Source organism: Agromyces bracchium, from assembly GCF_009709675.1.
GTDB classification, from domain to species: Bacteria; Actinomycetota; Actinomycetes; order Actinomycetales; family Microbacteriaceae; genus Agromyces; species Agromyces bracchium.
The window spans coordinates 1-12,833 of the sequence record NZ_WMLB01000010.1; the positions used below are offsets into that span (position 1 = coordinate 1).

Below are 12,833 nucleotides of genomic sequence, written 5' to 3' on the forward strand. Positions count from 1 at the left end.
CAGCGACGCCGGAAGCTGGTCGTCGAGGCGGGCCGTCGCGAGGATCACGCCGTCGACGTTGCGATCGAGCAGGGTCTCGGTGGCGCGGCGCTCGTCGTCGGGGTCGTCGCCGCACGTCGCGACCACGGCGAAGTAGCCGCGTCGACCGGCCGCCTCCTCGATCGCCTGGAACATGAGCGCCATCACGGTGTCGGTCAGGCGCGGCACGAGCACGCCGATCGTCGCCGTCGCTCCCCGTCGGAGGTTCGACGCGAACATGTTGCGGCGGTAGCCGAGCTCCTCCGCGACCCGGCGCACGCGCTGCGCCGTCTCGCTGCGCGAGGCCGGCGTGCGGTCGTCGAGGATGCGGCTGACCGTCGAGATGCTCACGCCGGATGCCTGCGCGACATCCTTCAGCGTGACCGGCCCACCGGCGTGCGTGCGCTCCACCTTCAACCTCCTGCCACCGCGAGTCTACGGGCGGGCGACCGGCTGGATCGGGCGCCATGCGACGGCGCGCGCCACGCGGCATCCGGAATTAGGTGTTGACAGTCGCTCACGTCATGAAGCATACTTGCAAACGTTCCCGCAAACGTTCCCGGTATCGTTTCCACATCGCGGGTCTCGACGAAGAGAAAGACAAGGAGTCGGACGATGGCACTCGACCTTCGCGGACTGAACCCCGCACCCGTGACCCCGTTCACCACCGACGGCGACATCGACTTCGCCGCCATCCAGCGCCTGGGCTCGTGGCTCGGCTCGATCGACGGCGTGAAGAGCCTCGTCGTGCTCGGCCACGCGGGTGAAGGCACCTTCCTGACGGTCGACGAGCAGCTCGACGTGATCCGCGCGTTCGTCGACTCGACCGAGGGCCGCGTGCCGGTCATCGCCGGCATCACGGGCGAGGGCAACAAGGTCGCCGCCCTCGAGGCCGAGCGCGCCAAGGCCGCCGGCGCCTCCGCCGGCCTGGTCTACCCCTCGCACGGCTGGCTGCGCTTCGGCTACCAGCAGGGCGCCCCGCAGAGCCGCTACCGCGAGATCTACGAGACGAGCGGACTGCCGTCGATCCTGTTCCAGTACCCCGACAACACCAAGGCCACCTACGACCTCGACACGCAGCTCGAGATCGCCGGCCAGGAGGGCGTGTTCGCCACCAAGAACGGCGTCCGCAACATGCGCCGCTGGTACACCGAGATCCCGGCCCTGCGCGCCGCGTACCCCGAGCTGCAGATCCTCTCCTGCCACGACGAGTACCTGCTGCCGACCATGTTCGACGTCGACGGCCTGCTCGTCGGCTACGGCAACATCGCCCCCGAGGCGCTCATCGAGCTCATCGAGGCCGGCAAGGCGCAGGACTACCCGCGCGCCCGCGCCATCCACGAGCGGCTGCTGCCCGTCACCAAGAACGTGTACCACCGGGGCTCGCACATGGAGGGCACCGTCGCCCTGAAGTGGGGCCTCGTGCACCGCGCCATCCTCGACCACGCCACCGTGCGCACCCCGCTGCTGCCGCTGCCGGATGGCGCGGACGCCGAGATCGCGGCGGCGTTCGCGTCGGCCGGGCTCGAGAAGGTCGCGGTCACGGTCTGAACCGTGCGGCGGGGGTCGGAGACATCCGGCCCCCGCCCGCCACCCCCCTCTTTCACCGATCCCGCCGCCGAGGCGTAGGATCGGCGCCGTCGAAGTGCGGCAACCCGAGTCAATGACGACTGAGCGGCCGGCGGCCGCACTCCGAAGAAGGAGGCTCGCCATGAGTGAGCGAACCAAGACCCGCCACACCTCCACCACCCCGGGCACCGGGTACGGCCGCGTCTCGACCGAGTCGATGCGCGCCATCGTCGAATCGAGCGGACGCCGCCGATCGTTCTGGCAGCAGCTCGCGCTGATCGGCCCCGCGTTCGTCGCCGGCGCCTGGCAGTTCGGGCCCGGCAACCTCACCACCGCCGTGCAGGCCGGCAGCGGCTACCAGTACACGCTGATCTGGGTCGTCGTCGTGTCGACGATCCTCATGATCTTCCTCACCGACATGAGCGTGCGGCTCGGCATCAAGTCGCCCGTGTCGCTCATCTCGTCGATCAAGGACCACCTGGGCACGCCCGTCGGCGTGCTCGCCGGCATCGGCGTGTTCCTCATCACGCTCATGTTCTCGGTCGGCAACGCGGTCGGCGCGGGGCTCGGCCTCTCGATGCTGTTCGGCGGTGCGCCGATCATGTGGACGGTGATCTGCACCGTCGCGGTCGCCTCGCTGCTGCTCTTCCGCAACGTCTACCGCGTGATTGAGAAGGTGCTCGTCGTGGTCGTCGCGGCCATGGCGGTGGCGTTCATCCTCAGCGCGTTCATCGCGAACCCCGACTGGGTCTCGGCCGCGTCGGGCCTCATCCCGACCGCGCCTGACGGCGCCTGGTTGCTGATCGTCGCCCTCGTCGGCACCAACTTCAGCGTCAACGCCGCCTTCTACACCTCGTACGGCACGAAGGAACGCGGCCGCACCGAGGAGCAGTACCGCGACGTCACCATCGTCGACACCATCCCCGGCATCGTCGCGCCCGGCATCATGACCTCGCTCGTCATCGTCGTCGCCGCCGCCGTGCTCGGCTCGACCGGCGAGACCGCGGGCACCATCGTCGCCCTCGCCGGGATCTTCGAGCCGCTCGCCGGACCGGTCGGCTCCACGCTCTTCGCGCTCGGGTTCTTCGGCGCCGCGTTCTCGTCGATGATCGCCAACGCGACGGCCGGCGGCACCATGCTCTCCGACGGGCTCGGCCGCGGGGCCTCGTCGGGCTCGCGGACCGCGAAGATCGTGAGCGGCGCCATCCTCGCCTTCGGCGTCACCGTCGCGCTCGTCTTCCAGCAGGCGCCGGTGCAGCTCATCGTGATCGCGCAGGCGCTCACGGTGCTGGTCGCCCCGCTGCTCGCGGTGCTGATCATCGTGATGGCGAACCGGCGTTCGCTGATGGGCGAGATGCGGAACCGGTGGTGGCAGAACGTGCTCGGGGTGGTGGGGCTGGTGTCGGTCGTGGCGCTGTCGGTGCGGCTGGTGCTGAGCCTGGCCGGCGGGTAGGCGCGGGCGGATGTCGCGGCGGGGCGGCCGGGGGTGACCCCGGTCGCCTTGTTGCGCATCCGCTCGGCCGTGCCCGCCCTGAGAGGATCGACGAATGGCGACCCCCGACCCGATCGACCTCGACACCTGGACGCGACGCGAGACGTTCGAGTACTACCGCGAGCAGGTGCCATGCACCTACGCCATCACCGTCGAGATCGACGTGACCGAGCTGGTCGCGGCGCTGCGACGCACCGGCCGAAAGACGTATCCCGCCCAGATCTGGGCGATCGCCACCGTGGTGAACCGCAACCGCGAGTTCCGGATGGCGCTCACTGACGCCGGCGCGCCCGCGACCTGGCCGGTCGTGCATCCCGCGTTCACGGTCTTCAACCCCGGACGCGAGACGTTTGCGGTGGTCTGGACCCCGTACGAGGCGGACTTCGCCGCGTTCCACGATCGCGCGTCCGCAGTGCTCGCCGACGCGGCATCCGCTGACACGATGTTCCCGCACGGCGAGCTGCCGCCCGACGTGTTCGACGTCTCGAGCGTGCCGTGGACGAGCTTCACCGGGTTCTCGCTGCAGATCGACGGCGGCACCCGCCACCTGCTGCCCATCTTCACCATCGGCCGGTACGTCGAACGCGCCGGGCGCACGCTCATGCCGCTCGCCGTGCAGGTGCACCATGCGTCGGCGGACGGGTTCCATGCGGCGCGGCTCGTTGAGGAGATCCGGGGGCTGGTGGCGGAGCCGGGGTGGGTGGGGTGAAGTAGGACCGCGCGAGCGGACCGAGCTCGGCGATGCCGTCATCACGCCGACGTGTGGTGGTCGGAGCCGGCGACCAACCGGAACAGCGGCCACGTGCCGGGGACGCCTTTGAGCGTGAAGTCGCCCGCCGGCTGAAATCGCACATGCGAACCGTCGACCAACCCCCGCACGGTTTCGGTGACGAGGATCTCACCCGGACCGGCCGCGGCGGCAACCCGGGCGACGACATGGGCAGCGATACCGATGACGTCGGAATCGCGAATGACGACCTCGCTGGAGTGTATCCCGACATGGAGTTTGAGACCGAGTTCGGACGCATCCCCGACGACCTCCTCGGCGAACCTGATCGCCGACGAGGGGATCGAGAACAGGGTGAAGAACCCGTCGCCTGTCGTGACGATCTCCTGGCCGGAGAACCTGGCGAGCGAATGCCGCACCGAGTCCCGGTGCGCGGTCAGGAGGTCGCGCCAACTCGCGTCTCCTGAGCGTGCGACTGCATCCGTCGAGCCGGCCACGTCCGTGACGACGAGCGTCGCGACCTCACGCCGCCCACCGCTCCGTGTGCCGACGATGAACTCCTCGATCTCATCGACGAGATCGTCGGACGGCAGCAGACTCCTGTCTGATCCATCGCGCTGGACGAGTTTGCATCGGCCGTCGGGCAGTTGGTCGGCAAGCCACTGGAACGCCTCGGGCGGCAGCGTCCGGAAGCTGGAATCGTGGAGGACGAGCACCGGAACGCGAACGCGCGGAAGGTACGGGCGGATGTCGATGCGCTCCGCAGCTTCGAGCAGCCGCGCCGCACCGCGCGGCGACGCGGATTGCGTCTCAAGGCGCATCCACCAACTGAGCACCCGGCTGTCGGCAACCGACTCGGGCGCCATCCCCCGAGCAATGACCCCTTTGCCCCACCCGGCGGTCAGGAACGCCCGCATCGCGGCCCCTTGGAACTTGAACCGGATGCCCCACGGGAAGCCCTTCGTACGGTGACCGACCGCAAGCGTTTCGCTCGCGACCACTGACTGGACGCGATCGGGATACCGCGCGGCCGCGGTCAGGCAGGCGGCACCGCCGTCGAACCATCCGAGCAGGACCGCCCGCTCGCTGCCCGCAGCGTCGAGCACCGCGATGAGGTCGTCGCTGTGCTGCTCGATCGTGACGAAGTCAGTGCCACGCTCCGACAGCCCGGTGCCGCGCTTGTCGAAGCAGATCACCCGACCGAGCTTCATGAGCCGCTCGACGAACTCGATGTTCTCGGACAGCTCGAAGAACACGTCGACGTTCGACGTGAACGCGAACGACACCACGAGGTCTCGGGAGCCTTCGCCGAAAACCTTGAACGCGATGTCCGCCTCACCGCTGCGGGCGTAGTCGGTGCTCGGAATCACGACAACACCCCGTGACGCTGCCGAGCATTCGGCACCGAGAAGTTGCGACCCCATGGAGCCACCCCGGTCACGCGCAACACTCTAGTCCTCGCTGGGACACGCCGCTGGATGAGGTCCGCGTTGATCACAGAGCTCGGCGAGGCGAGCTGACTTCTCCTCCACAGGGCAAGTTCTCGACGAATTGTCCACAGGTAGAAGCGCTGGTCAGATCATATTTCCGGCGCGAGCGGATGTCGGTGGGTGGGTGCAGGATCGAAGCATGGAACAGGCCCCGGCACCCGCGCAGCCGGCGTACACGTCGCTGCACGCGCTGGTCGCGCTCGAGCGCGGTGTAGCAGCGCTGCGGGAGGCGTGGGCGGGTGCGATGCCGGCATGGGGTCCGGCGAGCGGGGCGGTTCAGGTCGATGTTGAACGGATGGGCGACGCCGGGCTCGTGCAGGTCGTCGATGCGCTCGCCCAGACCCGGCGTGAGATCGACGCCGTGTTCGCCAGGGTCGCTGCCGAAGCGGCGAAACGGTCCGGGCCGGAATTCGGCGTCGAAGGGCTCGCGAAGGCGCAGGGCTTCCACAATCCGGTGCGTTTGATCGCGGCCGCGACGGGTGGCTCGCGGTCCGACGCGCACCGGCTGATCGCCGTGGGTGCGGCGACCGCCGAGCGGCAGGCGTTCAGCGGCGAGCGGATGCCGACGCGGCACCCGCGCGTCGCCGCCGCGTTCGCCGCTGCGACCATCAGCCTCGAGGCGGCGTCGGCGATCACCTCGATGCTCGACCGGTCGGCGGCACGAGCCGCGGCGAGCCGGGTCGACGTGGTCGAGGCGGCGCTGGTCGATCTGGCAGCGCGAGTGCCACTCGAGACGCTGATGCGCGGGGTGCGCGAGGCGGAGGCGCGGCTCGATCCCGACGGTGTCGAGCCTCGCGAAGACGAAGTCCGGATGGAACGTTCGCTGACGATGCGCGAAGACAGCCGCGGCGTGGTGCACCTGCACGCCCGCCTCGACCCCGAGAGCGCAGCCCCGGTCAAGGTGGCGATCGAGGCACTCGTGAGCGACGCACTGCGCCGACGCGAACCCGGCGATCTCTCGCCCGTGGTCGATGATCGGCGGTCGATTCCGCAGATCCAGGCCGATGCGCTGGCCGCCCTCGCCCGCCATACGCTCGGCTGCACCCAGACGGCCGCGCCGCTCGCGAAGACCACCGTCGTGGTGCGCGTGGACCTCGACACCCTCGTCGACGGCCTCGGGCACGCTCGCATCGACGGCCTCGAACAGCCCATCTCCGCCGGCACCGCCCGACGCATGGCCGCCGACGCCGAACTGATCCCCGCCGTCCTCGGAGGCGACAGCCTCCCGCTCGACCTCGGCCGATCCGCCCGCCTCTTCACCAACGCCCAGCGCCTCGCCCTTGGCGAACGCGACGGCGGCTGCGCCTCCTGCGGCCAGAACATCGGCTACGTCGAAGCGCACCACATCGACTGGTGGGAACGCGACACCGGCCCGACCGACCTCGCCAACGGAGTCCTGCTCTGCAGCTTCTGCCACCACATGATCCACCGCGACGGATGGCACATCCACGCCGGCCCGACCGAGGTCTGGTTCATCCCACCACCGCACATCGACCCATCCCAGGTCCCACGACTCGGCGGCAGGGCGAGGTTCGAGCTGCGCGCCGACCGGGCGGCATGACTCCGCTCGAGGGATTGACCGCGCACCGGCGCATCGTGAGTACGACGAGGTGGTCGCGCTGAGCTGCCGACGATGAATCCGTGATCTCGCACCACCATGCCAGGCCAAGCCAGGCCAGGGCGTCAGCTCCGCAGCCAGGCCCAGGCGGCATCCGGGTCTTCGAAGTAGGCCGCCTCCTGCGCGTAGAACGGGGTGGCGAGATGGGCGAGGCGCTCCTCCCACTTCTTGTGGCCGACGATCGCCATGCGCGCGACCTTCTCGTGGAACTCGCGACCGAAGTGCAGGTCGGCACCCCACGCGCCGACCTTCTCCCACCGGAAGGCCGTGAGGTCGAGCATCAGCTTCACCGTGCCGTGCTCCTCGACCGCGGCCTCGACCGCGGGCGTCATCACGTCGTAGTCGGCCTTCGTCACGTCGCCGGACACGACGAACCCGAGGGTGTCACCGGTGCTGCGGTCGGACTGCGTGATCGTCATCGGGGTGCTCCGTTCTCTCGCCTTCCCCGCCAGCCTTGCGTGTGGGGGCGTCGGCGTCGAGGGGGCGTTGGTCCCGGGAGAGTGCTGAGGGCTGAAGCCACTGCGGCGAGCGACATCGATCGAGTACGAAGACGTGGTCGCCACGATTGACTACGAAAACGTAGTGAACCGACCTGACCCTCGACGACCTCGAGACGCAGCTCGGGTCGTGGTCGGCCGCGGCGGGCGGGCTGGTGCGGCCGACGCTCGAGCGGATCGCGGAGGTGGTCGACGCGGAGGCGCCGCACCCGGCGGCCTACGCGGGGCTGCGGCGCGAGATCGGCGAGTTCGTGGCCAACCTGCTCACGGGCCGATCCGCGGAGTCGTCAGCGGACTGAGCCGCGAGCATGTCCCCTCCCCGCGGGACCTCCGCCGACGATCACGACGTCGACTCGTTGCGGCGCGGATTCCGTGCGGCGACCCGCACGCCCGCCGTCGGTGATGCGGCCCACGTTGGTTCCCTTCGAAGCGCCACGTCAGTCGACGAGCGCGCCCGCGGTCAGGTTCGAGATCACGCCGGTCATCGATCCGGCGCGGTCGGATGCCGCGAACGCGAGGAACTCGGCGACCTCGTCGAGGGTCGGTAGCCGTCCGAGCAGCGTCATACCGGCGAGGCCGTCCATCCACTCGTCGAAGTCGATGCCGGAGGCGTCGGCGATGCGACCGAACATCTGGCGGGTGTACGAGGTGTCGAGCGCGTCGCGCATGGCGTGCGGCCGCACGCACACGACCCGCACCCCCGCCGGACCGAGCTCGCCGGCGAGCGCTCGCGAGAAGCCCTCGAGCCCCGCGCTCTGCGCGGCGTTGCCGATGAGGCCGCGCCCGGTGAGCCGCGCGCCGGGCGTCGAGACGGTGAAGATCACCCCGCTCCCCTGCGCGATCATCGGGCGCGCGACGGCCTTCGCCGTGACGAAATTCGTCTGCAGGTAGCCCGTGACCGGGTGCAGGTACTCGGCGAGCGACGTGTCCGCGATCGCCCGGCCCTGCACGTGGTCGAAACCGACGGCGTTCAGCGCGATGTCGATGCGGCCCGCGGCATCCGTCACCTCGTCGACGTGGCGGTCGACGGCGACCTGGTCCATCGCGTCGACCACGGCGATCTCGACGGTGCCGCCGAACGAACGCGCAGCGGATGCCGCGGCCTCGAGCCGCGGGAGGCTCCGACCGGCGAGGAAGACCCTCGTTCCCTCCCTGGCGAACGCGCGCGCGGCGGCGGCGCCGATCGATCCTCCGCCGCCGTGGATCACGGCGACCTTGCCTTCGAGCACGCTCATGATGGTTCCCTTCTCGTCGCTATTGCAACTCAACGGTTGCATAGGCTCCCGGATGATGCAACCACTGGGTTGCATTACGTATCCGTACCACCGTGTGAACGAACCGACCGTGACGACGTCACCCGACGCGAACCGAGGGGATCACGTGGACCTGCCCGCCGCCGACTTCGACTCCAGACGAGGGTGTGACGGTGCGAATTCGCCGATTCCCCGAGCCTCTGGATTAATACGCACATAGGTGCGTATAGTCACGAACATGCCACGACGACGCCCGGGAGTGCTCCTCCCGATCGAGCTCGCGATCCTCGATGCGGGTCTCACCATCCAGCCGCGCGAGGGGTCGTTCTTCGGCTTCGCACTCGCGCGCACGCTCGCCGAACGAGACGGGTCCGCACTGGTCTCGCACGGCACGCTGTACCGCGCCCTGAACCGGATGGACGCCGCGGGGCTGCTCGAATCCGAGTGGGAAGCGCCCGAATTGGCCGAGGCCGACGGGCGCCCGCGCCGCCGCCTCTACCGGGTGACCGGCGCCGGCGAGGCCGCGTTTCGCGCGGCCGCCCGCACCGAGCGCCGCGGCACCGTGACCGGTGAGGCGCTCGCATGACCGGCGGCGACATGACCGGCGCAGACGACCGAGCGGTGGAGCGCGCAGCCCGGTCGACGCTGCACTGGACGCTGCGGTACACGAGCGGGCTCGATCCCGTCGTCGCGGCCGACCGGCAGGAGGAGATCCTCTCCGACCTGCACGAGCAGACGGCATGGGCCACCGAGGCCGGCATAGGCGAGCGCGCCACGGCACGGTCGATCCGAGCGCGGATGCTGCGCGGCATCCCAGCCGACCTCGGCTGGCGGCGCGCACAGCTCTCCGGTCGGGAGGGCATCCGGCTGAGCCTCCCGCGCGTCGACGGGCTGCTCCTCGCCGCGGTCGCCGCCATCGGCGTCGTGCAGGTCGCCGTCGGCGCGTTCATCGCCGCCCGCCAGGTGCGGGCGCTCCTGATCGGCGACATCAGCTGGGTCCCCATCGCGGCAGCGCTCACCATCGCGCTCGGCGCGGTCGCGCTCGTCGCCACCGCGCTGCTCTGGCACCGCCGAATGCGGCCATGGGGCGCGGCGCTGCTCGCCGTCACCGGCCTCCTGATCTTCGCGCAGAGCGTCGAGGCGCTGTACTACCTCAGCGCGACCGCGCTCCTGGTGATCAACGGGGTGCCGTGGCTCGAACCGGCCGCCTACGCCATCGGCACCGGCGTCGCGATCCTCTGCATTGCCGCCTCCGCCCAGTGGGCGAACCCGGCTCGCAGATTCCCGGCCGCGCCCGGGGCATCCGCCCTCACCGGAGAGGAATCCCGATGAACCTGCAGCACCTCCTCGACGACGAACGACGACGCGAAGAAGAGCGACAGGGTCGACGGATGCCGCGGCGGCGCGTCGTACTCCTCGTCGGCGCCGTCGGGGCAGCCATCGCCATCGGAACCGGCGCGGCGCTCACCGCAGCGGCCGTCTCCGAGATCAACGGATACGAGCAGCTGTCGGCCGCGTCCACTGCGACTCCGGCCGTGTCGACGCCCGCGCCCGACACCGCGGCGGACCCGACGCCCGCGACGACCGAGCCCGATCCGAGTGCGTCGTCGGCACCTGCACCAGCTGCCGGCGAGGCATCCGCGGCCGGCGACGTTGACGCTGAACCGGCTCCCGGCGGCATCGCCACCATCCGCGGGTACACCGTGTACGACGAGAGGTCCGACCTCGACCTGATCCCGAGGCCGTCGGCGGAGTTCGTCGAGGAGTGGGCGCTCGACGTCGAGACGATCCTGATGCAGAGCCACCTCGACGCGAAGTGCATGGCCGAGAAGGGGTTCACGGCCGCGTTCATCCCGATGTGGCAGACCTGGGAGAACGGCGACATGATGGCGTTGCTCGAGGAGCTCGACGCCTTCAACGACGCCCGGACTCCCGAATGGCAGGAGGCGTTCTGGGGCGCCGACGACCAACCGCTCGGCGACGCCTACGACTGGACGCAGGCCGGATGCCACGGGGCATCCGTGCACTACACCGGCATGGACGACGCCAACTGAGGCAGGCCCGACGAAGCGTCGGTGCGTCGGCCTGCCGGAGGCGTGCAGGCTACGCCGTGTACGCCGTGGCCGGGGCCCGTCCTCCTCGGCGCACGGCGCCGGGCGTCTCCCCGTGATGACGCTTGAAGGCACGGCTGAATGCCGCCTCCGAGGTGTAGCCGACGCCGGCCGAGATCGCCGCGATCGGCTCCTCGGTGCGACCCAGTTGCCAGGCCGCGTGCTCGAGGCGCCAGTCCGTGAGGTAGCGCATCGGCGGCATGCCGACGAGGGTCGTGAACCGCTCGGCGAACGCCGACCGTGACAGGTTCGCCGCACGAGCGAGCGTCACGAGGCTCCACGGCTCCCCGGGTTGTGCGTGCATCCGCCCGATCGCCCGCCCGATCTGCGGATCCCGCAGCGCGGCGAGCCACCCCGTCGTCATGTCGGCCCGCCGCAGCCAGTGACGGAGCACCTGCACGACGAGCACGTCCGCCAGCCTCGTCATGACCGCCTCGCCGCCGGGCTCGAACGACTCCGCCTCTCGTGCGAGCAGGCGCAGCACCGCTCCGAACGCACCGGCCTCGCCGTCGTCCCACGCGTCGACATGGATCACGTCGGGCAGCTCCGCGATGAGCCGCGCGGTGAGCGGAGCGTCGACCTGCATCGCCGCGTACGCGACCTGCGTCGGCGCTCCGCCGCCGCCGAAGACCATGTGCTCGTACGTGTCGCCGAGCACGTCGGCGGGGATGTCGAAGAGCGGCGTCGCCGCGGCATCCGCTGTGCTCGACAACCGGTACGGCACGCCGCGGGTGATCAACGTCGCGCTGCCGGCCTCGAGCACGTGCACGTCGCCGCCGATCTCGAGGATGCAGCGACCCGACAACACGACCGGGAGGGTCATGTATCCCTCGAGTGCGGGGAACTCGATGCCCCACGGCTCCGAGAGCTCGGCACGACAGTAGAGCGCACCGGTGAAGCGCAGCAGGTGCAGGCCGTCGACGAGCCGGTCGGCGGATGTCTCGTCAGCGCGTGGGGCTCGGCCGGTGAGGGCCGTTCGCGGATTGACCATGCGTCCACCGTGGCATGCCGAGATGCCGGACGTCCGAGCTTCTGGACGATCGGCATATAGATCAGGGCTCTCAGCGATTGCTCGTCCGTGTTGCCCGACGATGCTGGACCCACAGCCAAACCATGCGATCCGAAAGGGCAACGACCATGAACACCGCATCGACCACCGGCACCGCGAACGCCACCGCAACCGCGAACGCCAGCGCAGCCGCCACTGCCAGCGCAGCCGCCACCACAGCCGTCATCGGCGCCACCGGCAAGACGGGCCGCCGGGTCGTCGATCTGCTCGAACACCGAGGGCTTCGCGTGCGGGGCCTCGCTCGCAGCACGACTCCCGGCTTCGACTGGGACGCGCCCGAGTCGTGGCCTCGGGCCCTGCAGGGCGTCGATCGCCTGTACGCGACCTACTCCCCCGATCTCGCCGTGCCGGAATCCGCCGCGGCCATCACGCACCTCGTCGACGTCGCCCGCGACGCCGGCGTCGGCCGCATCGTGCTGCTGTCGGGGCGCGGCGAGGACGGCGCACGTCGCTGCGAGGACATCCTGCTCGCCTCGGGTGTTCCGGCGACCGTCGTGCGGTCGAGCTGGTTCGTCCAGAACTTCACCGAGGGGATGCTGCGCGACGCCGTGCGCTCGGGCGTGCTCGCACTCCCGGCCGGCGGGGCGCGCGAGCCGTTCATCGACGTCGACGACATCGCCGAGGTCGTCGTCGAGGCGCTGACCGGCGAGGGCCACGAGGGCCGCGTCTACGAGGTGACCGGACCGGAGCTGCTCACCTTCGCCGACATGGCGGCCCTGCTGTCCGAGCTCCACGGACGAGACGTGCGGTACCTCCCCGTCGGCTTCGACGAGTTCCACGCGGCCGTCGCGGCCGACGCCGGGCCCGAGGTCGCGACGATGCTCACCGAGCTCAGCCGGGAAGTGTTCGACGGGCGCAACGAATCGGTCGCCTCGGGCGTGTTCGAGGCGCTCGGCCGGCCGCCGCGCGACGCCCGCACCGTGCTCGCGCAGGCCGCGCTCGCGGGCGTCTGGGCGTAGGCCCGGGCGTCGGCGGGCGCGTGGGCGTGA

The 12,833-nt window shown here is 70.4% G+C and carries 14 protein-coding genes; 9 read left to right on the forward strand and 5 right to left on the reverse strand.

Features of this window, described 5'->3' with window-relative positions; all coding sequences use genetic code 11:
• Nucleotides 1-435, reverse strand: a 435-nt coding sequence (locus tag GJ743_RS03085; protein WP_155050479.1) for a LacI family DNA-binding transcriptional regulator, incomplete at its 3' end; no start/stop codon positions are given.
• Nucleotides 436-633: 198 nt separating this feature from the next.
• Between GJ743_RS03085 and GJ743_RS03090 the strand changes: the two genes are divergently transcribed.
• The 3 genes from GJ743_RS03090 to GJ743_RS03100 all read left to right on the forward strand — a co-directional run bounded on the left by GJ743_RS03090 (nucleotide 634) and on the right by GJ743_RS03100 (nucleotide 3,788).
• The gene (locus GJ743_RS03090; RefSeq protein WP_155050480.1) at nucleotides 634-1,569 is read left to right on the forward strand and encodes a dihydrodipicolinate synthase family protein; all 936 of its coding nucleotides are present in this window, start codon (nucleotides 634-636) and stop codon (nucleotides 1,567-1,569) included.
• Between the two features lie 160 nt (nucleotides 1,570-1,729).
• Nucleotides 1,730-3,040, forward strand: coding sequence for an Nramp family divalent metal transporter (locus GJ743_RS03095; RefSeq protein WP_155050481.1), 1,311 nt, complete (start codon nucleotides 1,730-1,732; stop codon nucleotides 3,038-3,040).
• A gap of 94 nt (nucleotides 3,041-3,134) precedes the next feature.
• Nucleotides 3,135-3,788, forward strand: a complete 654-nt coding sequence (locus GJ743_RS03100) for a CatA-like O-acetyltransferase (protein ID WP_155050482.1) — start codon at nucleotides 3,135-3,137, stop codon at nucleotides 3,786-3,788.
• A 41-nt stretch (nucleotides 3,789-3,829) separates the two neighbouring features.
• Here GJ743_RS03100 and GJ743_RS03105 read toward each other — a convergent pair whose 3' ends face one another.
• Nucleotides 3,830-5,176 (reverse strand): alpha/beta fold hydrolase, encoded by a 1,347-nt coding sequence (locus GJ743_RS03105; RefSeq protein ID WP_196216896.1) that lies wholly within the window; start codon nucleotides 5,174-5,176, stop codon nucleotides 3,830-3,832.
• A gap of 259 nt (nucleotides 5,177-5,435) precedes the next feature.
• Between GJ743_RS03105 and GJ743_RS03110 the strand changes: the two genes are divergently transcribed.
• Nucleotides 5,436-6,857, forward strand: a complete 1,422-nt coding sequence (locus GJ743_RS03110; RefSeq protein ID WP_230386417.1) for an HNH endonuclease signature motif containing protein — start codon at nucleotides 5,436-5,438, stop codon at nucleotides 6,855-6,857.
• 122 nt (nucleotides 6,858-6,979) lie between these two features.
• Here the strand turns inward: GJ743_RS03110 and GJ743_RS03115 are convergent, their stop codons facing one another.
• On the reverse strand, nucleotides 6,980-7,333 hold the full coding sequence (locus GJ743_RS03115) for a SpoIIAA family protein (protein WP_155050484.1): 354 nt from the start codon (nucleotides 7,331-7,333) through the stop codon (nucleotides 6,980-6,982).
• Nucleotides 7,334-7,566: 233 nt separating this feature from the next.
• Between GJ743_RS03115 and GJ743_RS03120 the strand changes: the two genes are divergently transcribed.
• Nucleotides 7,567-7,710, forward strand: coding sequence for a hypothetical protein (locus tag GJ743_RS03120; protein ID WP_155050485.1), 144 nt, complete (start codon nucleotides 7,567-7,569; stop codon nucleotides 7,708-7,710).
• Between the two features lie 138 nt (nucleotides 7,711-7,848).
• Here the strand turns inward: GJ743_RS03120 and GJ743_RS03125 are convergent, their stop codons facing one another.
• Complete coding sequence (locus GJ743_RS03125; protein WP_155050486.1) at nucleotides 7,849-8,646, reverse strand: SDR family NAD(P)-dependent oxidoreductase; 798 nt, start codon at nucleotides 8,644-8,646, stop codon at nucleotides 7,849-7,851.
• Between the two features lie 256 nt (nucleotides 8,647-8,902).
• On the opposite strand from GJ743_RS03125, the gene GJ743_RS03130 reads away from it, so the two are divergent.
• The 3 genes from GJ743_RS03130 to GJ743_RS03140 are packed head-to-tail and all read left to right on the forward strand — an operon-like array spanning nucleotide 8,903 to nucleotide 10,718.
• Entirely contained in the window at nucleotides 8,903-9,250 is a 348-nt protein-coding gene (locus GJ743_RS03130; protein ID WP_155050487.1) for a PadR family transcriptional regulator, read from the forward strand.
• Entirely contained in the window at nucleotides 9,247-9,996 is a 750-nt protein-coding gene (locus GJ743_RS03135; protein WP_155050488.1) for a hypothetical protein, read from the forward strand. Before GJ743_RS03130 ends, GJ743_RS03135 begins: the two co-directional genes overlap by 4 nt.
• Nucleotides 9,993-10,718, forward strand: a complete 726-nt coding sequence (locus GJ743_RS03140; RefSeq protein ID WP_155050489.1) for a hypothetical protein — start codon at nucleotides 9,993-9,995, stop codon at nucleotides 10,716-10,718. The genes GJ743_RS03135 and GJ743_RS03140 overlap by 4 nt, the downstream gene beginning before the upstream one ends.
• Before the next feature lie 49 nt (nucleotides 10,719-10,767).
• Here GJ743_RS03140 and GJ743_RS03145 read toward each other — a convergent pair whose 3' ends face one another.
• Nucleotides 10,768-11,766, reverse strand: coding sequence for an AraC family transcriptional regulator (locus GJ743_RS03145; RefSeq protein ID WP_196216897.1), 999 nt, complete (start codon nucleotides 11,764-11,766; stop codon nucleotides 10,768-10,770).
• Between the two features lie 146 nt (nucleotides 11,767-11,912).
• On the opposite strand from GJ743_RS03145, the gene GJ743_RS03150 reads away from it, so the two are divergent.
• Complete coding sequence (locus GJ743_RS03150) at nucleotides 11,913-12,803, forward strand: NmrA family NAD(P)-binding protein (RefSeq protein WP_155050491.1); 891 nt, start codon at nucleotides 11,913-11,915, stop codon at nucleotides 12,801-12,803.
• Nucleotides 12,804-12,833 lie beyond the last annotated feature (30 nt).

Coding starts and splice junctions, on each gene's coding strand:
- GJ743_RS03090 (WP_155050480.1), top strand. CDS start 634: ATGGCACTCGACCTTCGCGGACTGAACCCCGCACCCGTGACCCCGTTC.
- GJ743_RS03095 (WP_155050481.1), top strand. CDS start 1,730: ATGAGTGAGCGAACCAAGACCCGCCACACCTCCACCACCCCGGGCACC.
- GJ743_RS03100 (WP_155050482.1), top strand. CDS start 3,135: ATGGCGACCCCCGACCCGATCGACCTCGACACCTGGACGCGACGCGAG.
- GJ743_RS03110 (WP_230386417.1), top strand. CDS start 5,436: ATGGAACAGGCCCCGGCACCCGCGCAGCCGGCGTACACGTCGCTGCAC.
- GJ743_RS03115 (WP_155050484.1), bottom strand. CDS start 7,333: ATGACGATCACGCAGTCCGACCGCAGCACCGGTGACACCCTCGGGTTC.
- GJ743_RS03125 (WP_155050486.1), bottom strand. CDS start 8,646: ATGAGCGTGCTCGAAGGCAAGGTCGCCGTGATCCACGGCGGCGGAGGA.
- GJ743_RS03130 (WP_155050487.1), top strand. CDS start 8,903: ATGCCACGACGACGCCCGGGAGTGCTCCTCCCGATCGAGCTCGCGATC.
- GJ743_RS03135 (WP_155050488.1), top strand. CDS start 9,247: ATGACCGGCGGCGACATGACCGGCGCAGACGACCGAGCGGTGGAGCGC.
- GJ743_RS03140 (WP_155050489.1), top strand. CDS start 9,993: ATGAACCTGCAGCACCTCCTCGACGACGAACGACGACGCGAAGAAGAG.
- GJ743_RS03145 (WP_196216897.1), bottom strand. CDS start 11,766: ATGGTCAATCCGCGAACGGCCCTCACCGGCCGAGCCCCACGCGCTGAC.
- GJ743_RS03150 (WP_155050491.1), top strand. CDS start 11,913: ATGAACACCGCATCGACCACCGGCACCGCGAACGCCACCGCAACCGCG.